Below are 26,338 nucleotides of genomic sequence, written 5' to 3'. Positions count from 1 at the left end.
TTAGCACACCCATGAACATTGTCAACTATTTGCTGGGCATCCTAATAGCTGGTGAATAAATTAACAGTGCTAAATTTTGCCAGAAGTAGCCCAAATGCCCTTCGAGATCATCCACAAGCCCACCTTCACCAACCAACTCCTCGCCATTCCCAAAGAGCGAGTCGTTCAGATATTAGAGAAGATCGAAGTTCTGCGGGATGATCCCAAGCCCCACGGTAGCCTGAAGAAGAAGCTACACGGCTACAAGGGCGATATTTACCGCCTGCGCTCTGGTGATTTTCGGATCATCTACACCTATGGCGGTGGTTGGGTTGCTCTGCTTGGGGTCGATGCTCGTAAGGATATTTACAAAGGCGATAAATTGGTCGCCGAGGACACTGAGGTTGATGTCACTCCTTTTTCTAAGCTTGACGACCTCCTGACCCCTGAAAAAACGTCTGTCCCTCCCCCAAAACCCTCTCAAACCGAGAACCTACTTCCGGTTAAGCTAACCGAAGACCTCTTGGATCGCCTGCTCATCCCCAAAGCTTGCTTCCCTACACTCCTCGCCTGCCGCACCTTCGATGATTTGCTCGAAGCCGATGTTCCTGACGGTGTGCGCGATCGCCTCTTTGACTGCATTACGGCTCCCAACTTCGATCAAGTCCTAAGCCAACCCAGCTTTGTTACAGGCACCCCAGATGAGCTACTGCGCTTCAAAGAAGGAGACTTACTCGGTTTCCTGCTCAAACTCAATCCCGAACAGGAAAAATTTGTGACCTGGGCAGTCAATGCAACGGGTCCTACTCTACTAAAAGGCAGTCCCGGCACGGGCAAAAGCACTGTTGCACTTTACCGTACCCGTGAGATTCTAAAACAGCTTCAGGCGAACGGCACTCGTCAACCCCGAATCCTCTTCACCACCTATACCAACGCCCTGGTCACTTTTTCTGAGCAACTGCTGCAACAGCTTTTGGGTCAAGAGGCTCAGTTTGTGGAGGTGAAGACTGCTGATGCTCTCATGTCCTCACTGGTTCGCCAATCCACAGGTCAGCCAAAAATCGGAACGACTAAGGAACTGCTCAAGTTCATTCAACAAGCTGTACCCAAGGCGATCGCCACCTTGGAGGGAAACGTCCTGCAACAGCAAGCCCAACGGCTCATCCTGCAACGACTCCAACCAGAGTATCTTCTGGAGGAACTGACCGAAGTTATTGATGCTAGAGGTATTGAAACCTTAGAGGATTACCAAGCCACCCCTCGCACGGGTCGCAGCATTCCACTCAATAAAACCCAGCGACAGGCAATTTGGAAGCTCCGACATTATTTCAATGAGCTTTTGGCGACTCAGGGCATTGAAACCTGGGCGCAAATGCGAAACCGTGCCTTAGCTCTCCTTCAGTCAACACCCCAGCCCCCGCTTTACGATGCCGTCATCATCGATGAAGCTCAGGACCTCAGCCCCACCATCCTAAGATTCCTGATTCAACTATGCCGGGAATCCAACCGCTTCTTTATCACTGCTGATGCCAATCAGTCTATCTATGGCAGCAGCTTCCGCTGGAGTGACGTTCATGAGTCGCTCAAGTTTGTGGGGCGTACTGGCATTCTCAAAGTGAACCATCGCACCACTCAAGAGATCGGGGAGGCTGCTTACTCCTACCTGCAAGAAGGCAAACTGGACGAGGATGACAGCGATCGGCTTTATATCCACACGGGTCCACCGCCTGCCGTTCGTGCCGTTGCCGATCGCAATTCTGAAGGCAACCTCCTAGCTCAGTTTTGCCGTACTGCTGCCCATGAATTTCGACTGGGGCTAGGAGCTTGTGCCATCCTGGTTCCAACCGAGAAAGTTGGGAAGAATATCACAGGACAGCTTAACTACCTGGGGATTGAGGCTCAGTTCATGACGAGCAAGGATCTAGACCTGAACAGCAAAGGCGTAAAAGTGCTGCCCCTTAAGGCTGCAAAAGGGCTGGAATTTCCCATCGTGGCGATCGCAGGTTTCCTGGAAGGTGCCTATCCCACCATCCCCAAAGGGACTGCCCCGGAAGCTGCCACTGAAATTCTGAATCGGGAACGACGCACTCTATACGTCGCCATGACCAGAGCCATGCGTGCCCTTCTGGTTCTCGTGCCTGCCAAGAAGCTTTCCCCACTTCTCCAAACCTTCGATCCTCACCTCTGGAACCTCGGCAACTCATGAAGATCATCAAGCTCCCACCCATCCTCCCCGGTGACTTAGACTTGGCAGCCGTCAACCAGCAATTGCGCGATCGCACCGCCCAGTTGGATTGGAGTTCTGTCGTTTCAGCTTCTGAGCAACATCTTGCTATCTTGTTCGCAGGACTTGACCTCTCCAATGATGCCGATGTTCTGGGAGACAGCACCTTGTCAGAAACGATCGCCGCCAAAGTGGTACAGGCGCTTGAGGCATTACCAGAACAGCCTAAAGTCTCTCAATCAAAATCTACTGCACCCAAAGTTACCCCTGCGATTTGGGAGCAATCGAGCTTAATCGAATCTCAGTACGTTGCAACCTCCGAGAACAAGGGCGAAGGGCAGGGCAAATTGGTTGAGATCCAGTTTGTTCCGGTTAATCCCTCAGCAGATCAACCCTCTACAGCCCAGGCTAAGGCTCCACCGTCTCCTTCGGAACCAGTCATTCTCACCCCCCCTTCTCACTACCAAATTCGAGCCGAGCTAGAACAAGCCGTTCTTGCTGACCTTCTGGGTCCAGCCGGGGGAGAGTACGAAGAAGTCGATGAAGCACGAGTGAGCGATCGCTATTTGGTTGGCTTACTCGCCCCGTTACACCGCCGTAACAGTCCTGACCAACCGGATGACCAGCTAGAAAAGACCGATGAACTGGCAGCCGCCAAAACAGGAACAGTTGAGGAAGGGACAGAACAACTGGATGACCTGGCGATTGGTGGGACAGGCACGATCGATGACGGCGCGACTGAAACGACCAATCCGGCGATCGAGACTATGTTTCCCTCGTCGCTGGGTATGAGTTTTTGTGTGAGCGGGACTGCCAAAGCCATTCGCATCAAAGCGGGCTGGGGACAATACGAGCGTACAAAGAGTGAATATCTAGAAACACCGACGGGCGCACCGAAAACGGTTTGGCGCAGATATCCAGTTGTGGGACAATCCCCCGTGATTCCCCTTGAAACAGGTGGAATTGATCCCTGGCGCGTTGACCCAGATCGAGACGTGTGCGTGCGTGGGCAGGTTCGCCCGTGCGGAGATGATTGGATCATCAGTTTGTTCTTAGTGAACGAACAGCGGGAACCCGATCGCTCTCCTGACCAGGCATGGCTGTTTCAACCTGAATTGAGTGTCGCATCCGCTGATCCCAATCAACCGGATATTTTCTTGCGGAAAGCTCAACAGCGATCGCTCGGCAAACTTGACCCAGTGCAGTATGCCGAAGAACAAGCGATGGAAATGCTCTATCGGCATCAGGTGGAATTTGCCGTTGGACATGGAACAGGAGTTCATGCCGAATTAGCCCAAGGCAGTACCGACCGGGCAATTCGTCTTCGGACCTGTGTTGTACCGACCTACGAAGTCCCCAAGACCGATGCTCCTACCCCCGATGAAATTCCAGGACTGACAGGACTAGTTTTGGATATGAAGGAGTTAGCCGAGTCTCCGGCAACTGACCTGATTGGTAAACTTACTCCCTTGGTCACAGCTTATGCTGACTGGATTACCCACCAATCGACTCGTATCACTGATTCAACGGCTAAGTTGCAGGGGTATGAGGCGATCGCCCACGACACCTTAGCCAACTGCACCCGTGCGTTGGAGCGAATTAGAACAGGGTTAGACCTCCTGCGATCTAATCCACAAGCCTTAGAATCGTTCCAATTCATGAACCGGGCAATGTGGCAGCAGCGGGTTCATTCAATCCTTTCTGAGCAAAAGCGTCGGGGCGAGGAGGTTGAACTAGACACGGTTGATATTCCAAAAAACCGTTCCTGGCGACCATTCCAACTTGCTTTCATTCTGCTGAACTTACCCAGCATCACTGACCTAAACCATCCCGATCGCAGCCATGAAACTGGGGCGATCGCTGACCTGCTCTGGTTCCCGACAGGCGGTGGTAAGACAGAAGCTTATCTGGGATTAACCGCTTACACGATTGGACTTAGGCGATTACAGGGAGTCATTGCCGGACGCTCTGGAGAATCGGGTGTTGCCGTTCTGATGCGCTACACGCTACGACTCTTAACCCTCCAGCAGTTCCAACGGGCAACCGCACTCATCTGCGCCTGTGAAGCCATCCGCCGAGAGAACCCCGTCAAGTGGGGTAAAGAGCCGTTTCGTATTGGCTTGTGGGTGGGTCAGAAAACCACGCCCAACCGCACAGAGCAGAGTGAGGAGTTCCTTAAACAAAAGCTGGGACAGTATCAACCCACTAGTAGTGGTTCTCCTCACCAACTGACGAATTGCCCCTGGTGTGGCTCCAAGATTGACCTTGGTAAACAGCATATTAAGGTAGAGTCGTTTGCCAAAGGACAGGCACGCACTTTGATCTACTGTGGTGATGCGCTGGGTCGCTGTCTATTTACTCAAAAACAATCACCCACTGAAGGTTTACCAATTCTGGTGGTGGATGAGGAGATTTATCGTCGTTTGCCAACGCTCCTGATCGCAACCGTCGATAAATTCGCTCAGATGCCCTGGAACGGGGCTGTTCAAATGCTGTTTGGACAGGTCGAAGGCTACTGTCAGCGACACGGGTTTGTCTCACCTGAAGTTGAGGATTCTCCGAGTCACCCTGCCAAATACGGTCAACCCCTTGCGAAGACTCTCCCCCACAATCCTTTACGTCCACCCGATTTGATTATCCAGGACGAGTTACACCTCATTAGTGGACCGCTGGGAACACTGGTCGGTCTGTACGAAACTGCCGTCGATAAACTTTGCTCTTGGACAGTAGACGGCAAAACTGTACGTCCTAAAGTGATTGCTTCAACCGCCACCATTCGCCAAGCTCGCGAACAAATTCATCACCTTTTCCTGCGTCAGGTACAGGTCTTTCCACCGCAGGGCTTGGATGTCACCGATAATTTCTTCTCCCTTCAGCGCGAACCGAGCGAGGAGTACCCCGGACGGCGCTACCTGGGCATCTGCGCCACAGGACGCAGGCTCAAAGCGGCACTGATTCGGGTTTATACCGCTGTACTTGCCGCATCCCAGGCACTCTACGAGAAATATGGAGAAGCCGTTGACCCTTGGATGACGACCGTGGGCTACTTCAACTCCATGCGAGAGTTAGGCGGAACCCGACGACTCGTGGATGACGACATCCAATCGCGCCTGGGCAAGATGGATCAACGGGGCTTGGCACGGCGATCGCGCATTGAAGTCAAAGAACTCACCTCCCGTATCGCCTCCACCGATATTCCAATTGTCCTAGATGCCCTGGAAGTCCCCTTCAACCCAAACCGAGATAAGAAAACTGATCCTCGTAAACCCATCGACGTTTTGCTGGCAACCAACATGATTTCGGTGGGTGTAGACGTAAGGCGGCTAGGGGCAATGGTTGTGACAGGTCAACCAAAGACAACGGCGGAGTACATTCAGGCGACTTCCCGTGTCGGACGAACCTTTCCTGGCATCGTGTTCACCGTTTACAACTGGGCACGACCAAGGGATTTGTCCCACTACGAGCAGTTTGAACATTATCACGCCACGTTCTATAAACACGTTGAGGCGCTTTCCGTCACACCATTTGCCCCCCGTGCGATCGATCGGGGTCTAGCTGCACTACTCGTCTCGTTGGTGCGATTGAAGGGTGTTGAACTCAACAAGAACGACAAGGCTGGACGAATCGATCGCAACCATCCTTTCATTCAAGAAGCGATTGAAACGATCGTGACTCGTGCTGCCAATGTGGATGGACTTAAAACCAGAGATCTCGTCAAGCAGGAATTAGAAGCCAAGCTGGACTACTGGTTGGAGCAAGCGGACAACCTGGTTGGTGGAGCCGTACTGGGCTATCAACCCCAGAGGGACGGCATTACTCAGGGATTGCTGGAACAGCCAGGGCAGGGGGATTGGCAACCCTTCACCTGTCTCAACTCCCTGCGAAATGTGGAACCGACGATCGGACTCATTCTTGACGATCGCATTCCCGACGATGACTTTCGTTCTCCCCAACCCATGCCCAGTTCACCCTAAGAGGTTTTATGGCACAAGCACAAACTCGCAACAAAGTCGGTGAACTGCGTCCCAGCCAAATTCTCTTTTCGGCTGGTATTGGCTCTGTCATCGATCTACCCAACCTTTCCACAATGGTGATGGGGCTGGATGACTGGGATATTACCCATGCCACAGAATTAGGCGAAGAACGGTTACTCGCAGCCGTGAAGCGATCGCTCAGTCATTCGGTCAAACGCCTGCTGTCACCACCCCTGCCACCTGAGTCCGATAGCGTTCCTAATTTACTAGACGAAAGCCAGCGGGTTGGTATCCCAGTGTCTCCTTTTCCCACCTGGATGCTCTGCCCAAACTGTCGCTTGCTGGCTCCACTTCAGTCAGGACTGTTTGATCTAAAGACCGATCGCTTCCGCCCCGACCAAAACCGCTATATCCACACCAACTGTCCGAGAGGCAAATTTCCACCCACCGTGATTCCTGCCCGATTTTTGGTGGCATGTAAGCACGGGCATTTGGACGATTTCCCTTGGCGGTATTTCGTTCATCGCGGGGGTGATTGTGGAAGCGGTACATTGCGACTGAACGAGTATGGTGTGTCTGGTTCTGCGGCAGATATTGAAGTGAAATGCGACGGTTGTGGTGCAAATCGCCGCATGTCCGATGCCTTTGGTGAACCAGGCAAGAAGTTTATGCCTCAGTGTCGCGGTCGCCACGTTCACTTGCGGAATTTTGATGAGGGCGGCTGCGACCAGCAGATGGTGGGTATTTTGCTGGGTGCGTCTAATAGCTGGTTCCCGATAACCCTCTCTGCCCTCTCGATTCCAACCGCCGTGGATAAGCTGGCGCAGTTGGTTGAGAAGCACTGGACGGTGTTGGAGAAAGCCTTCAGTCTGGAAGTTCTAGCAGCTTTTCGGCTGATTGGGCAGTTAAAGGAGTTTGCCAAGTATTCGGATGCAGAGCTTTGGGCACAGGTGCAACAAAAGCGATCCGCACCCTCAGATGATGGGGACGATGAAGCAAAGGATATTAAAACTCCAGAGTGGCAAGTGTTCTCCAATGCCGATACGAGCCTCAATTCAGCAGATTTTTGGCTCACACCCGTTGCCCCACCTAAAGGCTATGAATCCTATTTCAATAAAGTGGTGTTGGTTGAACGGTTGCGAGAAGTTCGCGCCCTGGTTGGATTCACCCGCATCGAATCTCCTGGAGATTTTGTGGAAACGGGTGAGATTCCTGAGGACTACTGGGCACCGTTAAGTCGCCAGGAACCAAAATGGGTGCCAGCCACAGAAGTGCGGGGTGAAGGACTGTTTATTCAGTTCAGTGAACAGGCGATCGCCCAATGGGAAGCGTTGCCACAATTGAAGGAATACAAAAAGCAGAGCGTAGAGGCACATCAGCGTTGGCGGACAGCACGATCCCTTGATCCCAATGCCAATTATCCCGGTGTCCGCTACATCCTGCTGCATTCCTTTGCCCATGCCCTGATGCGACAGCTAGCGATCGAGTGTGGCTATACCGCAGCTAGCCTCCGAGAGCGGATTTACTCGAAATCTCCTCAAGATGATAACGGACCAATGGCAGGGATTCTCATCTACACTGCCGCGCCTGATAGTGAGGGAACACTGGGTGGCTTGGTGAGTTTAGGTGAACCTGCTACCCTGGGTCGCCATATTGATCAGGCATTGGATCAAATGCGGCTATGTGCCTCTGATCCGTTGTGTGCAGAGCATAGTCCTTTACAGAACCCGAATGTTCTCCACTGGGCTGCTTGCCATGCTTGTCTCTTCAGCCCAGAAACGTCCTGCGAACGGGGTAACAAGTATCTCGATCGCACGCTGCTCATTCCGACAGTCAAGACCGAACTATCCTCGATCGCCTTCTTCAAGGATCTGATGTGACCACCTTTTCACCCAAGCTGCTGGAACAAGTTCGCCAAGTCACTCAGGAGGTGCCCACCTCAACCCTGGACTCCCTAATTAAAGTGCTAATGGGAGTGGAGCGGTGTGAGCCATCCCAGATGAAACCCAAACTCCTGCAACTTCTACCCAGAGGATCATGGCGACAGGCGGTGAGCAACCTGGTTGATGTGTGGCAGACGGAAGCCAGTGAATTGGATGGGAAGGTAATGGCGATCGCGCTCTCCACTGCTGCTCATTGCCAAACCAAATTGCACCAAGAATTATCAGCAGAGTTAGTTTGGACAGGACCGAATCCCGCATCACTTCCAATGCGGCGAACGGATCAAGCGTTGCTGCAACTGATTCGAGCCGCACAACAGGATCTCCTGATTGTCAGCTTTGCCATTTACAACATTCCTGAGATTGTTAAGGCATTAATGGCTGCGATCGATCGAGGTGTTAAGGTTCGCATCGTTGCTGAAACACCAGAAGCGAGCAATGGCAAGATTGCTTATGGTATGGCAGCCAGCTTTGGTTCTCAACTTCTAGAACGTACTCAGGTCTATATCTGGCATAAAGACAAGCGCCCAGTAGATGAGCAAGGACGATACGGTTCCCTTCATGCCAAATGTGCAGTTTGTGATGGTCAACACCTGTTCATTTCTAGCGCGAATCTTACTCAGTATGCGATGTCACTCAATATCGAGATGGGTATTTTGATCCATAATTATGGGCTTGCAGAACAAGTGATACAGCAAATGGATCAACTTATTGCATATGGAGATTTAGCTCTTTTGAGAAGCAACTCTTCGCTGCTCAAGGAATTTGAAGAGCATTAGCTTCAGAAGAATTGTTGTTGCAGCCGTCTCGAAGGAAACTCTCGAAAGCTGTACATCACTTCGCCTTCTCATTAATATGACGGCAGAGTTTTGCAATATGCGAGATTGTGCATTCATTTAGTATGCGGTTATTCATCCCGTCATTCGAGCCGTGGATGTCTATCGGCTGCAAGACAAGCTAAAGCTACAGTGGTTGGTGATCGAGAATGAACTGGATGGAGAGAATATTATCTAAAGCCCTAACACCTTCTATTATTCAGAAGTATAATATAGTTCAATTGAACTGCTATAGGTACTGAAGGATTGCTAGTGCTCCAGTAGCAGCATCAGTGAAGGATTAAAATCTCCAACTCTAGTACCTGCAAGCGAAATCAATCACAAATGATGAACTCAGCAACAGAAGAACTTGAATTATCTATTCTCTCTCAGCTCGATAAATTGAGAAATGAATGGGAGCAGCAATATCCTGCGCGAGCAGAAGGTGGTCAAGTTGCTTTAACTGGGTTTAATCATCAATTTCTTCTAACCTTATGGAAAATTGTTGTTAAGTGGAAGGCATCAGACGAAGCGAATCGCCAGAATCTGAGCAAAGCTCACGAAGTTCTAGCTGAAGCAATTTCAGACATCACGGAGGCAGGAAAAGTAGTTACCTTTACCCAGGTAAAGAGAACTCTTTCAGAAGAAGCACTCAGGAAAGGACTTGAAGAACTTTGGTTAATTTTTAATCTTGCATTTGATTGCACACCTGAACTTGCAGAACATCTTCAATTTGTAATTTCAGGTCAGTATGAGGGTGAAGAAAACCCTGAACAAGTTATTCGAGGTTGGAGAACTCGATCCCCAGAATACCCCCAGGAAAAACTAGAGATATTTAAAGATCGTGTTTACTATCAGATAGTTGCTAACCCGAAAGAAGATTTGGCTGCTGAGTTGCAGGCTCTTGCACGGGATGAAGGCTCTGAGACAACGATCGCTCGGTGGCTAGGTTACCTACTTCAGATTGGTTCGGGTTTTTCTCCTGAAAGTATAAGCACTTTTATCTGGAAAGAGCTTGCTAATGATGGAAGTATAGAGGCGTTTCGAGCGACACTTGCAAGATTATTTAGCCTATCTCACAACCGACTTTGTGCTATTAGAGAGACGCTCGGTGATCACATCACTTTTCCGAGAGCAAAGCTTTTAGATTTACGAGCATCTTTACTAGAGAAGAGTATTACGCTTCTCATCGGTCCATCTGGCTCAGGAAAATCAGCACTTTGCAGGATAGGTATTCAGCAAGATTTTAAGAAAAATTTTGACTGCTTATTTCTTCATGCGTCTGATATTGCCTCTTTCACAGAATCTTCTGATGTAATTGCTAATCGAGGGCTAAGAAGGCTTGATGAGCTTTTAATTGCTCGAATTACTCAAAAACCAATTCTCGTCGTCATTGATGATTTGAGTGATGTAGAGGATCAGCATTTCGATGCTGTTTTGAATTTACTTCATAATACGTTAACTGCTAGTACATCATCTAATGTGCGTTTTGTTCTTGTGGCACATATAGATGCTAAGCACCGTATCTGTGAAAAGATTTCTGCTCAATTTGGCAATAACTTTGTATATGCTGACGTTGAGTTACCACAACTTCCTATTGAGGAACTTGAGTCTTCTGAGGAATTGCCAGACAGTATTATTGGTTTGATTCAACGGCATCGCGAATTTGGTCCTGCTCTAAACTTGAAGTTGATCGATTGGTTAGTTCGTAGTGTTCAGAGGGATCAGGTTGATGTCTCTGCTTTCAGGAATGACTTAGATTTACTAACTTGGTTTTGGTGTAGCCATGTTCAAGATGGTCAAGATTTCAATGCTCTAGGTCAAGCATTGACTAAAATCGCTGAGGAATTGGCAAATAGGTTTACACCTGACCTTCCATGTTATTTTGACTCGTTAATTGAAAATGAAACCTTACGCGCACTTGTGCGGCGAGACTGCCTTCGGATTGTTGATGGGCGGATTGCTACTACCCATCGATTTGTTGGAGATTGTGCAAGGTTCTATTATCTTCGAGCGAACTGTCGAGAGATTGAGAGTGAACATTTAGTGGAATGGTTGCAAAATCCATTTTGGGTTCAACCTATTCGCTGGTTTGCACTACAGCTTGCACTGGAATCAAGCGCAGGCGAAACTTGGCAAGAATTATTATGCGAAGCTTTAGAAGGTGACCATCTGCAACTGTTGGATTTACTTCTGGACGGCGCAATTCTCAGTAAGCAACCAGGCTCTGTTCTTCAGGGATGTCCTGATGAAAATTTGCCATTTGTAATTGAGCGTCTCATTACTCGCCTTTTGGCGATCGCAACAGAGCCATATCCTTTTCATGCAGACGGTTTTCAATCCACCCCTCTCCGAACACGCATTGCTATTCAAGAACAAATAACAGGAATTCCAAAACCCGATTTGTGGGAACCCGTTTGGCATTGGCTACTATCCAAAACTCCAGAAACTGTAATCGAAGCTTCTTGTATAGTCTTCAAGGCGGCTGAGGCTTGGCTAAATTGGAGTGACTACGCAGAGGGCTTCTCACTTCGGTCTGAAGTAGCAGAATTCATACTCGATCTTGCACAAAAGCTACTGTTACCTGATCCTGCTCCGAAGACACAAATTATTGATCACAGGGAAATTGATGAGATTATTAAGCTCAGACAGCAAGGGATACTGCCAGAGCCTGAGCCATTTAGAAAAAGAAGCTATGATTTAGGCGGCTTTAGGTCAAATGCTTTTTCCTGCATAGTTTTTTCCCTCAAAATCATTCCCGAACGTTCAACTTGGTTCTTACGAGCGTTAGCAGGTCGGGAAATTGTTCCGGCTAATAAACTAGAACCAACCGAGATATCCTCCCTGCTTAGTAGACCTGGTGTTGGAATACTTGAATCTCCGTACCCACAAGGTCCGTTGGGACGTGTGAATCATGAGTTTCGTAGATTCATGCTTAAACAGGGTGGTCTGTACCTCGATTGTGTAGTTAGGATTGCTCCGTTACTTGGGGTTGAACTGTTGCTGGCATTAACGATTGAGCCACCTCGCTATCGATATGAATCTGATGAGGATTTTGACAGCTTAGAAGATGATTTTGGAACGGAAGGATCTCACGATATAGATGTTGTAACGTTCAAATTTTTACCACTCATCTCTCTGCTAACAGCTAATGAGGAGCTTGGAATTAGTACAATATCAACTCTTTGTAAAGTTGCAACAGGTCGTTGGCATAAGCTTCGGTGGCAACGGCTTCATCAAGGAAAGACTGATCAGGAAGAGTCTGATGCAGCTATCCTGCAAAGCGCTATGGAAACAGACATTGACGGGATAGTTCTTCTTGTTGATGGTAGCAGGAAGTATTTTCAAGGTGGTCGTAAATCTTTGTACTGGCACCGTAAATTACCTTCCGCACCGCAAATTGTTGCATGTTTCCTGATGACTTTGGAGAACTGGCTTTACAACCGTCCAACAATGGCAGCAATTGAACACTCTGTGTCGCTTATTCTTAAACATGCTGACACAGTGGCACTGGTTGGAGTTCTTATTTCATTCGCAAAATGTTATCCAAATCTGTTGACTAACCTTCTGTTGCCACTTGTTTCATCGATACAGTTATTTATTTGGCTTGAGTTCGAGCAAATTGATCAAGGTCAAGATTATGCTTTTGATTCAATTGGAGCGCAAAAGTTATCTAAAGAAGATCGGCAAGAACTCTATGAGTTTCAAAAGTTACAACATCGCTATAATCCTTTGTTGCAAATTGCACTTCAACTGTGGCTAGAGGAGAAAATTCCTCCTGAAAGAGCTTCTAAAATTTTGAAAGATTGGGATACATACCAAATTGGTCTAGTTCCAGATGTCAGTCAGTATAGAGCTTTGAGACTCAGATCTTGGTTTGATCGCGCAAATTGGAATGTGATTGAGGATGGGAAAGGTAGTCGTACCTTTCAGTTCATTAATAACTTACCTGATAATCCTGAAGTTGATGCTAAAGCTGAGACTGCATTGAATAATCTCCGGCACTATCAGATTATAATGACCTGCCGAAACATTTTGGATGGTAAAGAAGGAAAGACACTAGAGTTGCATAATCAATTAACAGAGCTTTTATCAAGTGAAGAGCAAATTAAGTTTTTTGAGGAGACTCTTGAACCTCAAGCTTTTAATAATTTAATGTGGGCAGCAATCGCAGTTCTTTTAGAGCCTTCATCCAACGCTCTAGACCAGGAGCTAGAAACTGATCTGAGCAATTTGGCTGAATCTTTTATAAATCTTTCATTTTCTTTAGATAATTGTAGTCGTTGCCAAGCTTACAACTTGGATGCTAGTGCCTTCATTGCTCACGTATCTCCTAAATTAATAAGAGGACTTAAGTCTGATAACTCAATTGGCACAGCTGCTTTTCGATGCTTAATCAGTAAGCGAAATGAGAGTACTTCCGCTTTTATACGAATGTGGATCAGAGAGTACGGATTGGAACACCCACTTACTCAACGTCTTGTTAATGCTGTCCCTCTCATATCTCGCCTTATATCACTAACCCGTGCATTTACTTATATTAAGCATATTGAGAAAGTTGCTCAACCAGATAGGTCCTATATAGTCCCACGTCCTGAAGAGATTGACTATGAAATTAGCAAAAGAGAAGATTCTCAAATTGAAGAAGCTTGGCTTATCTTACAGAATGATTTTACTGAAGGTAGATTGCAACTAGTATCAATTACTGATTCTTTTGGATGGATTCCAGAGGTATTAGTTCAACCTATTCAGCAAACTCCCGACTGGCTACAGAAACGCTTTATTCAAAATTCTTTGGATTGGGAGTTTTTAACTGCCGCGTTCATCCCTATATTGGAGATGAGATTGGAAGGTGATGAGCCGCGAGAATTTTTTATTGGTTTGTTTGAACAAGTATTTCTAGCTTTTTTACAGGAAAGAGAAAAGATTTATGTAGAATACAAAGCTAGTCAAGAAAAAAAGCAGAGTTCAGAACAATTTTATCGTTACAAGAGTGTACGTATAACCCTTAGTCAGATTCAGTCTCGTCTTTTAGATTCAGTAATCCTATCTCATCATGGAAATGCTCTAGAGAAAATTAGTAATCTCATTCATTTACTCAAAAAATCTAATTTAATAGATTGTATTCTGCTAGAAAATGTGATTGAAACCTTAAGTTATTGTATTGATGATAGTAATGCAGCAATAAGTGGCAGCTCATTTAAGAGCCAAATAGCTCTTTTAATTGGAAATTATCTTTTTGAATTTAAAGACCAGTCAACTTCTGATTTTAGAATTCTTGGTAACATTAGCGATGCTTGGGAGAAACTAATTGAGCTACTGTTACGAAAATCAAAGCACTCCGAGAATATAGAAATTTCAGATCAGCTTCTTGTACAATTTTTCAATCGTTTTGAGAAGGTTTTATTCCCTTACTGGTCGTTGAGAAGGAAACTTTATCGTGTAGCTAGGGCATCAGGGTATAAACAGTTTCGGCGCAGTATCTTTCAAGCGATCGTCAAACACTCAGATCTTCTACCCGATGACAGGAATGATGAAAGCGAGAGCTTAGTTCAAGTGCTTGCTGAGTTATGGGATTCTGATTACAGTTGGATTATTTCTAAGCAATCGCGGTGTCAAGATTTAAGGGCTTTGCTTGGGCGGTTGCAAGAAGTTGACGCACTGGGGGCAAGAAGTTTAGCAGATCAGGTAGCCAACTCTCTATCGAACTCTTCTAATTAAGTAGGAAGTTGCATTAGAGAAAACTTCTGGTCAATAGACTAGCCTTGCTTTAAGGGTAGAAACTTGAAAGTGGTAGTCTAATTCTGCTGATTTTGTGGATAACCTTCTTTACTCCAAGTGAGCCAAGATTAGCGCAAAGTCATACGTAGAGCAATTGTTAGAAACTTACAAGTATTGATGAATACATCAAGGTACTGCTCTGATTAAACCTACAGCACACTTTTTTAATTCCACAGTTATAATTTAGTTCAAATGTTCGCTTTGCATCTCATCTAATGTATATGGTTCAAGCGATTCAAATCAGTTCAGAGCAGTTAATTCGCAACCTTGCTACAGGCATAGTGCAGCATTTTGGAAATCTTGAAAAATCAAGATACTGGGAATTTCCACGCTCCCTTCATCGAGCCGTTGAGCATCTTCAGATCCTATGTCTGGCTCAAGGGACCATAGGAGTAGTTGGCGTTCCTCAGTTTCTTTACTCTTGGGCACAAAAACCGATTTTTGAATGGGGAGTTGCCCTGGAATTACCTGATGATTGGGCTAATGAAACACTTCTCGAACAAGGTTCACCTAGTCCATTCTGCATCGAAATTCTCCCTGAATTGAGTGAGGATGAGCAAAGCCAAAGGGCTTTTTTCGATGCAGTTTTTGCGCGATCGGCTACTCAACCCAGTCGCTACAGTGATCTGCGGTGCTTTATTAATGAGAATCCTGTGATTCGGCTGGGTGAATTGGAAATTCGGCGCATCACCGAGCTTGAGGAGTTTCAGGATTTACTTGCTCCACACGCAGAATTGAGCTATGAATCTGCTCCAGAGTCTTACCGCTATGAGGGTAAGTTTTGGTGCTGCGGACACTGTGGAGGGCTGCTACATCGCATTTCTAGTGCAAAGGGGCTTGAGTCACTTCGCTGTGAAAATACCTTTTGTGCTCAATACCAAAAACCTCCTTTGCCATTTGAGAGCGATGAAAAAGACCAGGTGTTGCGCCTAAAGCGGTATTTGCGGCGCTCCTGGCATCGCCCTGGTGTGGCTGAGCTACGACTTGCAAGGCAACTCTGTCAGCTAGGAGTAGACGTAATCTTGTACCCCGATCGTGACGCTTACGACTTGCACCTGACATTTGGTGATGGTTCCAGTTGGGCGGTTGATGTCAAGTTTTGGAAGAAAGCTTATAACCTTGCAAAATCAGTGACGCAGCCTATTCCTCAAATCGAGTTAATACCTCACCAAAAATCATTTTTTGTTTTTGCCGATGAGCTAAAGCATGAGGGAACAGCGTACATCCGAGAATTTCTCAATATCTGCTCCGTCAAGCTGTTACCTGAGCAAGTGCAGTTTGAGTCCGATTTTATCCAGTTAGTCCGGCAGCAACAGAGGAAATCCAATGCGTAGAATTACAGCGTGGCAAGACCGCTTAAAAGCCTCGATTCAGTCGCTGCCGGAAAAAACGCAAGTACGAGAATTGCTGGATGCTGAACTGGGGTTATTTCTGCTGAGTCAAGTAGCTGACCAGGAAGAGCCTGCAACTGGAGTGTGGGTATTGCTCACTGGGTATCCCCATGATGCTATTTTCAAAAATCTTTCCGACTCACAAAAGCAGGCGATCGCTATTGCAAGACATTTGCTAGTAAGATACCGTCGTCCCTATAGCTGGAAAGAACTGCTGAAAACTTATCAGGCTTTCCCAGAATCCGTTCGAGGCTACGACCTATCTCCTGATTGTACCGTCTATAAAAGGCGGCAGAATTTTTCGGAAGCCCTCGATCGTTTTGAAATTTACGAGCAAACGCTCAGTGCTGAAATTCCGTCTATTAACCGTTCCATCACCTGGGCAACCGCAGGAGATTATGAGTGTGAGGTGAGCGGCATCAGGCAAACCCTTCACTTGCCAGCAGAATTTGTTGCGACACCGCCACGATCGCATAATTTAGCAGGCACTCCATCCAGAAACCCCATTCAAATACCCTGGCATGAATTGTCAGAAACAGCACAGTGGATGGACGACCAGCTTACAAAAATTGGTAAGACTCCCGAATGGGTCAATCGCTTTGCTGGTTTACGCTTGAAGACCTTTGATGTGGGTGATAACTTGGAGGTCAATGATGTTTTGGTGATTGATGGTCCGACCCACATTGGTGGTCAGCTAGGGGTTGGAAAATCCAACCTCATGAAAATATCGACCTGTCATCAAGCCAGAGGTGGCAAGCGAATTGCGATTGTGGTTGCGGATGTAATGCAGGTCTTTGATCTCTGCAACTTTTTTCAAGCATTGGGGCTGTCAGTCGCACCAATTTTAGGCAACTCAAACCGCGAAAATCACCTAGAACGGCTCCTCAGAGCGCCTAAAGGACAAACACCCCAGGAAATATTAGACCATTACAGCAATCCAGCTTTTGATTGGGTAAGTACAACCTGTCCTCTATCTGCACTAATTCAGGAAATGGAGGTGCCTTTTGCTCCCGGAGAACAGCCGTGTCGTTTCCTTAAACCCCTTAACAGTAAAGCTGAAGAAAAACACGCTTGCTCTCTCTACTCAGTCTGTCCCTACCACCACAAAGATATAGCTTTAGTTGACGCTCAAATTTGGATTACGACACCTGGTGGCTTAGTCTATAGCCGAGTTCCTGCTCAAATCAATTCAGAGAGCCTGACTTACTATGAATTAATTCACCGATGCTGCGACTTGGTAATTATTGATGAGGTGGATCAGGTTCAGAAGAACTTAGACACCCAATTCTGCCCCCATGAAACTTTTTATCGCCCTGGCGGAAGTGCCTGGTTTGATCAACTTTTCCGCACTGTACAGGCAGAATTAGATCGTCAAGAACGTAAACCACTCCGAAATCAAAAGATTTCTGACTGGTGGGCGGCATTGCAAAAAGCAGATATTGCGAAGGATCGTATTTATCGTCTAGCCTACCCAGAATTGAGCGAGTGGCAGGAGCGGGGGGAGTATTTTACAGATTGGATGATCTTCAATCGAATTGCCAAAGACCTCACTGAAGATGAGCAGGCAGCCGACGAGTTCATGCTAAAACACTTCCAGCCTTTTCTGAATTCTGATTTTCAGACAGATCCCTGGTTACGAGATCTAGCTAACGAAGCACTTGATCGCGATGTTAACACCGATTTGCAGGAATGGATTCGGCAACAAATTCCGCATCTCAGTCAAGCTCGAATTCAGCAAGCAGCCATTAAATTAGAATTTGCGCTACTGGTCTGTACTTTGCAGAATAAGCTTAATACGGTCGTTACTCGTTGGTTTGATGTTCAGGATGATTTGAATTTAGGTGGTGACTCAAAATGGTTCCAATCCCCGCCATTGGATTACAGTACACTTCTCCCCGTATTTCCAATGGGTAACCAATTAGCTTTCCAGTACACCAAAATGCTGAATGAGGAAATGGGAAGCTTGCGGTTTTTCCGTTGCATGGGCTTGGGTAGATGGCTGATTACAGGCTTCAAGGATATTTTTCGAGCCGACAACCTTGCAGCACCTCACGCTTTGCTACTTTCAGGCACGAGTTGGGCACCTGATTCTCCGACCTACCATGTTGATATTCCGATCGAGAGTGTCCTTGTTTCTGAGGCAATGGATGTACCAGTAGAAATTCACTCAAAAATTCTGCCGATGCGTGATCTGCGAACAGGTGCAGCAATTTCGGTATCTGGTACTGGGGCTAAGAAGGAAAATAATCTGAAAACGATTGTTCGACGGTTGATTGAGGATGAGTATTTGGAGGATGCCTTTGATTTAATTGGCACTCGAAAAATCGTCCTTTATGTCCCCAGCTACGAACAAGGGGTATGGGCAGCAGACGTTGTAAATGAAAGTGAATATGCAGATCGTGCTGTGCTTCTGGTACGGGACGATTCTGGACAGAGTAATTTGGGTAAAATTTTGCGGTTGCCTAGAGGACAGGTTGAGCAGTTTGCTACTTTTTTAGATCGGGATATTTTAATCGCACCCATATCTGCAATGGAGCGAGGTCACAATATTACTGATAGCCAGGGAAATGCTGCCATCGGTGCCATTTTTATGCTGGTTTTTCCGCATCCAGTGCCCGATGATTTCAGCCATCCTGTGCATTTAATGTGTCGGTGGGCAATGGATCACTACAAAACAATATCGGCTGACACCGTTGTTAACATCGGACAGGAATTTAGCGATCGCGCATTTTCAGAGTGGCTCTCTCTGCTGCGGCAGCCCATAATTCTGCGGCAATTAAGCCCTAAAGCTTTGGCTCAACAGGCTTGGGATATAGCAATTCAACAGTGGCAAGCAATGTCTAGAGCCACGAGAAACTGCAATCCTGCCTGGATCTATTGGTGCGATGCAAAATTCACTGAGGAAAATCCAGTTCAATTACTGGAATTAATCACGCAAAGTCTGAGCTTTTATTTTGACCCTGCCTCAAAAGCAACAAAGCGCGATCGCCAGATTGCTCAAGCCCTTTATGAACCGTTTTACCTCGCCCTCAAAAATACCTCACGGCTCTGATTTATGTACAACGAAATCCGGCTGCTTTCATTACGCCTCAAAAATCCGTCTGCGGTGCAGCAGACCTACTCCTGCCTCAAATTTCCTAAAGATGCAGTAGCCAATCTCAAGACACTCAGCGCGATTCGTGATAATCGAACAGAAAATACGGTTAACCTTCCGAGTACTTCTTTAGTTCATGCAGTCCGGGCTTGTATTCCAGATATCGCAAGTATTCTGCCTGGACTTGGCTTAACGGGCGGTAGAAATTCAGATGGCTGGATTTTTTCATCTGCTCCCATTTCAACCCCTTATTTTTCGGTATTTTTCCGGCACTGGTTGAATGTGGAATATCCATCCGAGAACTTGCGAGGCGATTGTCGAGAAGAACAATTAAAAAATGGAGCGATCGCAGCATTTACTCCGGATGCTCTGGAAAAATTGACGGGCGAGGTAATCTTAGATGCAGCCCAATGGGGACAATGGGAAAACGGTACAGCCAAGCCTGATTCGCTGACTTTTAACCTTTTGCCTGATTTCCTAGCAACGCAACTAACGGCTCCTGGTTTGCGATTTAAACTACAAGGCGAGTGGATCAGATTCTACCGTTGTAGCTCAAAGGAGGGGCAGGCGGAATTAATTTCGTTTCCTCCCCTCAAAGCATCATTAGGCAAGCAAGAAACTGATTTTTATTATTCAATGGCGATCGCTATTGATGTTGAAACTGTGCCTTTCCAGGCTGAGCCAGAAGCTAGATTCAACATTAGTGTACGGCGTTGGGTAAGCAGTGAAGTCAAAAAATTTGTTGGGAATCATGCTGTGTCGGTTTATTTCCGCAATCCACTCGCTTGGGGCAAGGCGATCGATTCTGGTAAAAATACTGGCTATTTTCAAGTCGCACCGCTTATCTGGCGAGGAGACTACCATTGGGATAGTAATTTGTTGCCCCTGCTAGAGCAATTTAATCCTCTGTCCCTAAAACCTGCCGAAATTTGTGCTGATCCGGTCAAAGCTCTTAATCTAAAAGGCGATCGCAATATTGCCCTGACTCACGCTGACGGGATTTATCCAGTCCACCGCGTTGGTAAAGGTTGGTTTACTGAGGATTGTCGGCAAATTACCGAGCAAATTATTGAGCTTTTACAGGACGATTGGGCACCGATTAATTACCTCCGTGTCTCTGTCCCTAAAATCGCCAAATCCTTTGCTACGCCTTACCATTCGCCGAGACCAAACAAAAATTCTTGGGATGCGACTCCACCAAAACGACTGAAGGATGAAGACGATGCCACATATCAAAAGCGGGCAGAAAAAGTTGGCAAACAGAAGTACCATGAACGCTTGATTGAGGCTAAACGCTTGCGGGAGGGGATTGTCGCCTGCGTCGGCAAGCATTTAGTTTTAGAGATTTGGTATCAAAATACCTCTAGCCGAGATACCTGTGCCCAAGCAGTTTGGTTTAATTTAGGGCGGGAATTATTGGAGGCAGATACGAGTCAGAATTATCCCGATGGCGTGGTTGTAGACACCTGCTATTTCCCAGAGGAGGATTTAACTGTCACCCTACTTAAAATTGAAGCCAGAGGGATTCCATCTGCTCTTGCCCTAAAATCAGACAAGAAGCCAAACGAACGTGAAATTTTAGCAGCATTCAAAAGGCGGCAGGAAGAAATTTCTCAAAGGATTCGGGAACTTCCAGAGGTTCCAAAAATCTCTGAAAGAGGTGCAATTTTAGAAATCGCAGGGCAAGACCAGTGGGAAAAATCATGGCTTGACCCCTATAAAATTTGCCGAGCAGTGTTCGCATCCGAAGGGAGGCTGCTGCAATATATTACTCAGGAGCATGAAAGGGTTCCGAAAAATGAGGGCGACAAAATTGGGATCGCGCGGGCAAAGGAAACACTAAATTCCAGAGCCACATCATCCGTACAAGACGTACTGCGGGCGCTGGGAGTTCAAGCTGTACCACCCAAAATCGTATTAAAAGGAGCCACACTCCCCGACCCATTGGTTTATGTTGGCGTTTGGCTTGTAAACCGCACCTCAGAAACCACCATCAACGGAAAAGGATTACAGTTACCGATCGCAGTTATGCTGCGCTCTGACTCAAACCAAGTATGGATTACTTATCCAGGAGCAAAGCAGAATGGCTCAATCTGGCTTCCCTACAGTACTGGGCAATTAGAGATTGCGTCAGGGATCACGCCTATTGCAGCGGAAACAGCCCCAGAAAAACGGAAAGCCCTACAGAAATCTGTCACAGATTTTCTTGCTAATGTTTTACAAAGTAAGGAAATTCGTCGAAACCAAAGTCTTATTACATTTGATGCCTGCAATTTCCGTCAGGCTCTACCCTGGCTACAAGACAGAAATTTAATTAAAGATGCTCTTCAAATGGGTGATGCACCTCCGAAAACACCAGACAAACTACGCATTGTTAGGATTCGTGAAGGAGAGGAAACCCCTGATTGGTACGGAATGCATAGCAAAGTAAAAGATTTAATTTCGATTTTTGACCAAACAAAAGAGCTTCCTAAAGCGTCTGAGATGGTGCAGGGTTTATTTTGGAATGGTGTGAACGATCGCGTTTTCCTGAGCATTGCTCAAAAAGCGTCTACAATGCCTGCTCTTAGAGGCGGCTACAGCAAATTAGACCGCCCTGAAACGAGTTGGTCTAGCCCTCAAGCAGTTGAACTTACGATGGCACACCTTCAACCTAATGATGAGCCAAGTCATTGGGCATTTCTAGCGCATCAACTGCGATCGTATTCACTGGCTTACAACGACAATTTGGTTTATCCAATCATGCTCAACTTAGCTCGGCAAGCAAGTGATTATGCTTTGCTAGTCAAATAATTTCTGTTGCGATGGCGTAAATACTTGTTTTACAGGTGAGAAGTAGAAAGAACAACTTGTTGAGTAGGGTCTAGAACACAACCACACGTGCAACTACTTAGCTCCTTTGCAGACCTGTAAGTTCTGTAAACTGTCAGGATGAGTAACAAAATAATCCTTAAGCCAAAGGCAACCATTATCCAGCAACTCATCTAAGCTTATATAAGCTTCAACTTGTGTATCTACTGTTGATCGCTCAAAGCTGCGGCTGAGATTCCAAACTCTTACCGTACCATCCCATTCAGCCGTAACAAGGGTTTTAGTTGCTGAATTGAAATGCAAATTTCTTACAGCACCTTGAGGTCCCCTAAATTCAGCTATTTTCTGCCCTGATATTCGCCAAAGCCTTATCATTCCGTCTCCGACTGTAATTAACTCCTGGCTGTTGGCACTAAAGTTCATAAATGAAGTGTCGCTCCAGAATATCTTTAACTGAGTTACCAAATGCCCTGAAGGGCTTATTATTTGCACTGAATTTTCCGACCCTGGCAAAGCTAAATACTTCCCATTTGGGCTAAGACTTACACTACGTGGTAAATCCAAAGTTTGTGACGTTTGCCATTCAGAAATTAATCTTCCAGTCATGTCCCAAGTTCGGATAGTGCCTAGTTTTCCCGTGGTTATAAGATGTTCTCCGTCTTGGCTGAAGGTAATGCCGACAATTTGCTCGTTAAAGTTTGAGAAAGAAACGAATTTTTGACTTGAGAAATCCCAGATAACGACTTTACCATTCTGGCTGGAAACAGCTAAAGACTTACCATCTGGGCTAAAAACAAGATTAGTAACAGCATGGTCTTGTTTAAACTCACCAATCTGCTTACTTGATAGAGAGTCCCACATTTTAACCAGACCATCTACTGAAGCAGTAGCTATCATCCGTCCATCTGAACTAAAGGCTAAAGCTAAAACGTGAAGATGGGGTAGTTCGGATACTTGAACTCCTGCAAGATTCCGGATGGATACTACATGATGACCATCGGTAGTGGCAAAATAACGACCTTCTGCATCAAAAACTCCATTCGACCAGCCTCCTGAAATCTTGAATTGATTGACTTCACGAATATTCTTAAGAATCTCCTCTAATGCCTTGATCGGACCTGTAGCTGGATAATCCGAAGAAGAAGCATTTGGAGCCATCAACTGCAAATCCTGTCCCACCTTAATCGCGTCATATAACGATTCAATCTCCTGCCCCCCTGTATAGAACCGCTGAAGTGCATTAGCAGCTTGTCCTTCTAACTCAAAAGCAGCCTGCACTCTTGCCTGACTTCGATAAGCAGCACTCCCCGTCACTAGAGTTAGTGCCGCACCAAGTACAGATCCTATTATTAAAAATATGAGAATCCATAGAAGGTGTTCTCTCTGTTTAGAAAAACTTTCAGATTCTGCTTCTAAATTCAGAGCTTGGCTCGCTGTCAAAAATTGATAATCTTGAGTGCCTAAGCTTCTTTTATCAGCCCAAGCTAGAGTATCCCGTAGGGCTTCGCCTTGGAGCAATTTTGACTCGTCTTGACAGTTGGATGCCAACCAATCAGTAAGCTGGCTATTGTAGGGGCGCACAGAAAATAATGAATTTTCTATCCAGGATTGATCAAAAATGGATTTATATATACGGTTGTAAACTTTCAACTTTCCACTACGCTTGACGACTAATCCCGTCAACTGTAATTGCATTTGCTCGTAACTATCATCGGCTTCAACTTCCCCGTTCTTCAAAATCTGCTTATAAATATCTAACAAGCAGATAGCGTATTGATCATTGCTTCGCAATCGATTAGCGATTGTTCGGAAATGTTCTTGTCTATCGTTGATTTTCCAGTTTTCAATCATCCTTAGCCTTACAATACCTTCTACCCATTCTGCTTCACTTCCTTCCTCTAGTTCTAATGGATACATTAGAATTAATTCACACAGCCATTGTGTGAGAAATGGTTGTCCACCAGTTCTATCTATAATTTCCCTTAGTACAGCCTTAGGGTTACAAACTCTTCCAGCCAACCCTCGCTCTAGTGGCTCTAACTGATCTAATTGAAAACCTGCCAACTCAATTTCCTGAAGTTCTATGTTAAATGGTGTGCGTTTTGATGTTGCTGAAATCAAGTCAGACGGTGTTGCAACTCCCAAAAGTACAAAGGTAAGACGATTGTATTGTGAATAATCTGCGCGTTTGTTAAATAAGGAACGAATCAAGATGAAGAAGTCATCCTTAAATTTATGATTAAGTAAGTGATCGACTTCATCGATAAATATAACAATGCTGTTTGGAATTTGCTGAAGTAAAACATTTTCAATAAATCGAATAAGTCTCAATTTTATCGGAATGTGGCTACGGGTATACCACCAGTCACTATCAACACTCAACTCACAACTACTAATCAGGCTATAGACAAAAGCTCCATAAAAATCCTCCTCTGTCATTCCAGCTACGCATAGCTCAAGTACATCCATGACAATGCAAGTGTACCCTTCGGAGCGGAGGGATTCCGATACACGGACTCGTAAACTAGATTTCCCCATTTGCCGGGAATTCAAAACGGTGCAAAACTTCCTATCCTTAATGCTTCTATAAAGTTCTAAATCCGCCTGACGAACAACATAGGTTGGAGCGTCAGAAGGCAAACAGCCCCCTACCTGATACTGATCACCAGAGGAGGTGTGATTCATTTAGCCTCCTTTGAGTTGAGATTTGAAGTAATTATGGTATAACTCATAGCGAAGTATTACACCGCTAGCAGATAGATTTACAAGCCCCAAATCATTGAGCTTAACCAAATTGTCTTGGTCAAACTCAGAACACAACTCCACTGGTTCCTCAGATAGAACAATCTTGCTTAAAGTCTTTAGTAGTTCTGGTTGATTCCTCAGCTTATTCCAGTGGTGACGTAAGTATTCGTTGAAAGCTTTAATTCTTACTGGATTAGAAACAGCACTAATAATTTCCTCATGTGTTATTTCTTCCTGTGCAATCGCAATTAAAGCTTCTTGAATTAAGTACGGGTGCCCGCCTATTGCTTGCATTAGTTTAGCAATTTGAGTGGAACTCAAACTAAGGTTATACAGTCTAGCTAATTCTTCGATTTGAATTGCATCTAAATCTGACACTCTGACTTCCTTCCCAGCATTGAATGGTGACCGATTTGCATCAATCTGAATATAAGTTTCTGCGTAGGTTACAACAAGTCGAAGAAGTCCCCAGGTCTTGCTGGCTTTTGCATCCTCATGTCTCGATCGCAGCATACCCAGAAATTCTTCAGCTACTTGTTCATGTGGAAAAAGGCGATCGAGATCATCTAATATAAGAACCAAAGGCGTATTTTCAAAAAGCAAATACTTTTCAAAGTATGTCTTGCATTTCAGCTTTGGGTTAGCTGAAATCTTTCTCCAATGCTGATCTACCGAATCTAAGTAACCCTCATCTAAAAGCTCAACAGTAATCGCTGTACATAGCCAACGTAAAAAATTATCTAAACTTTCAAGATTGTCCAAAGTCACATCTCTAAGCTTTAAAAATACAGTTCGATAACTTTGAATATCCTGACTATGTAGAAGTTGTGCAACCATGCTAGTTTTTCCCATTTTTAATGGTGCCTGGATACGCAACAAACAACCAGGAGTTGTAATTGCTCTACAGCAAATAGTTTCTATGGATGATCTTTTCAGATAAAAATTATTGGCTTGCTCCAGTGGAGCAGAAGAAATGTAGGGCTTATTAATCAATTCGGGCATATTTTCTTGAATTAGCTTATATAGAAGCTTACGCTTCTGATGGCGTTCATCAGAAAAATCGTTTGTGAACCCAAACGCTTCGCAGATATTTTGAATATTCTTCCTTACAGTTACCTGCTCTATGCAAAGTTCTTGAGAAATATTTTGATCTGATTTGCCAGACAAGAACAACTCTAAAACTTCTTTCTGTCGCTTGGTTAGGTCATTAATAATCTTCTGAATTTGCTGCTTTTGCATAGGTTATCAATTCAGAGGTAGAATGTTCACGTTGTAGGGACTCTAGGAAGTTAGTTCAAGTTTAGCCAAAAAGCTACTCCCTGGGGCAGTTTGGGGTGAAATAGAGATAATAGGTCATCTACCTCGAATATAGCCATTTTTGCCCTCGCCCTAAATCCCTCTCCCGCTGCACGAGGGACTTCCGATCTTCCGATCCGGCTTCTCTTCTTCCCAAGAAGAAGGCACTGGTCTTGATATTCGTGATCGGCTGTTTTTTCGTCTAAGAATACCTTGCTGGTTGGGAGTTTCAGCAACCATCCCGAATTAGCAATCCAGTGCCAAGAAGAAGGGGTTAGGGAATGAAAG

At 45.8% G+C, this 26,338-nt stretch carries 10 protein-coding genes and 1 pseudogene; 9 read left to right on the top strand and 2 right to left on the bottom strand.

Annotated elements, in window-relative coordinates:
* Nucleotides 1-94: 94 nt before the first annotated feature.
* From ACQ4M4_RS12465 to ACQ4M4_RS12425, 9 genes and pseudogenes are all read left to right on the top strand, one after another.
* On the top strand, nt 95-2,185 hold the full coding sequence (locus tag ACQ4M4_RS12465) for a UvrD-helicase domain-containing protein (RefSeq protein WP_430684805.1): 2,091 nt from the start codon (nt 95-97) through the stop codon (nt 2,183-2,185).
* Nucleotides 2,182-6,177 carry a DISARM system helicase DrmA gene (drmA, locus tag ACQ4M4_RS12460; RefSeq protein WP_430684804.1) on the top strand — a complete coding sequence of 1,332 codons (3,996 nt, stop codon included), beginning with the start codon at nt 2,182-2,184 and terminating at the stop codon, nt 6,175-6,177. The genes ACQ4M4_RS12465 and drmA overlap by 4 nt, the downstream gene beginning before the upstream one ends.
* A gap of 8 nt (nt 6,178-6,185) precedes the next feature.
* Nucleotides 6,186-8,057: a DrmB family protein gene (gene drmB, locus ACQ4M4_RS12455; protein ID WP_430684803.1), complete on the top strand. Its 1,872-nt coding sequence runs from the start codon at nt 6,186-6,188 to the stop codon at nt 8,055-8,057.
* On the top strand, nt 8,054-8,896 hold the full coding sequence (gene drmC / locus ACQ4M4_RS12450) for a DISARM system phospholipase D-like protein DrmC (RefSeq protein WP_430684802.1): 843 nt from the start codon (nt 8,054-8,056) through the stop codon (nt 8,894-8,896). The genes drmB and drmC overlap by 4 nt, the downstream gene beginning before the upstream one ends.
* A 381-nt stretch (nt 8,897-9,277) precedes the next feature.
* A complete protein-coding gene (locus tag ACQ4M4_RS12445) occupies nt 9,278-14,653 on the top strand; it encodes a hypothetical protein (protein WP_430684801.1) in 5,376 nt (1,791 codons plus the stop codon).
* A gap of 275 nt (nt 14,654-14,928) precedes the next feature.
* A pseudogene (locus ACQ4M4_RS12440) lies at nt 14,929-15,360 on the top strand (hypothetical protein); the annotation flags it as partial.
* Between the two features lie 6 nt (nt 15,361-15,366).
* Nucleotides 15,367-16,047 carry a hypothetical protein gene (locus ACQ4M4_RS12435; protein WP_430684824.1) on the top strand — a complete coding sequence of 227 codons (681 nt, stop codon included), beginning with the start codon at nt 15,367-15,369 and terminating at the stop codon, nt 16,045-16,047.
* Nucleotides 16,040-19,156 (top strand): hypothetical protein, encoded by a 3,117-nt coding sequence (locus ACQ4M4_RS12430; protein ID WP_430684800.1) that lies wholly within the window; start codon nt 16,040-16,042, stop codon nt 19,154-19,156. Before ACQ4M4_RS12435 ends, ACQ4M4_RS12430 begins: the two co-directional genes overlap by 8 nt.
* 3 nt (nt 19,157-19,159) lie before the next feature.
* Entirely contained in the window at nt 19,160-21,991 is a 2,832-nt protein-coding gene (locus tag ACQ4M4_RS12425; protein WP_430684799.1) for an RNaseH domain-containing protein, read from the top strand.
* Nucleotides 21,992-22,084: 93 nt separating this feature from the next.
* Here the strand turns inward: ACQ4M4_RS12425 and ACQ4M4_RS12420 are convergent, their stop codons facing one another.
* Complete coding sequence (locus ACQ4M4_RS12420) at nt 22,085-24,694, bottom strand: AAA-like domain-containing protein (RefSeq protein ID WP_430684798.1); 2,610 nt, start codon at nt 24,692-24,694, stop codon at nt 22,085-22,087.
* On the bottom strand, nt 24,695-25,993 hold the full coding sequence (locus tag ACQ4M4_RS12415) for an AAA-like domain-containing protein (protein ID WP_430684797.1): 1,299 nt from the start codon (nt 25,991-25,993) through the stop codon (nt 24,695-24,697).
* Between the last annotated feature and the right edge of the window lie 345 nt (nt 25,994-26,338).

The sequence above is a fragment of the Leptolyngbya sp. AN02str genome, from assembly GCF_050565595.1.
GTDB lineage: Bacteria > Cyanobacteriota > Cyanobacteriia > Elainellales > Elainellaceae > Kaiparowitsia.
Note: the sequence above shows the minus strand (reverse complement) of the source record. Positions and strands in the feature narration are given on the sequence as shown.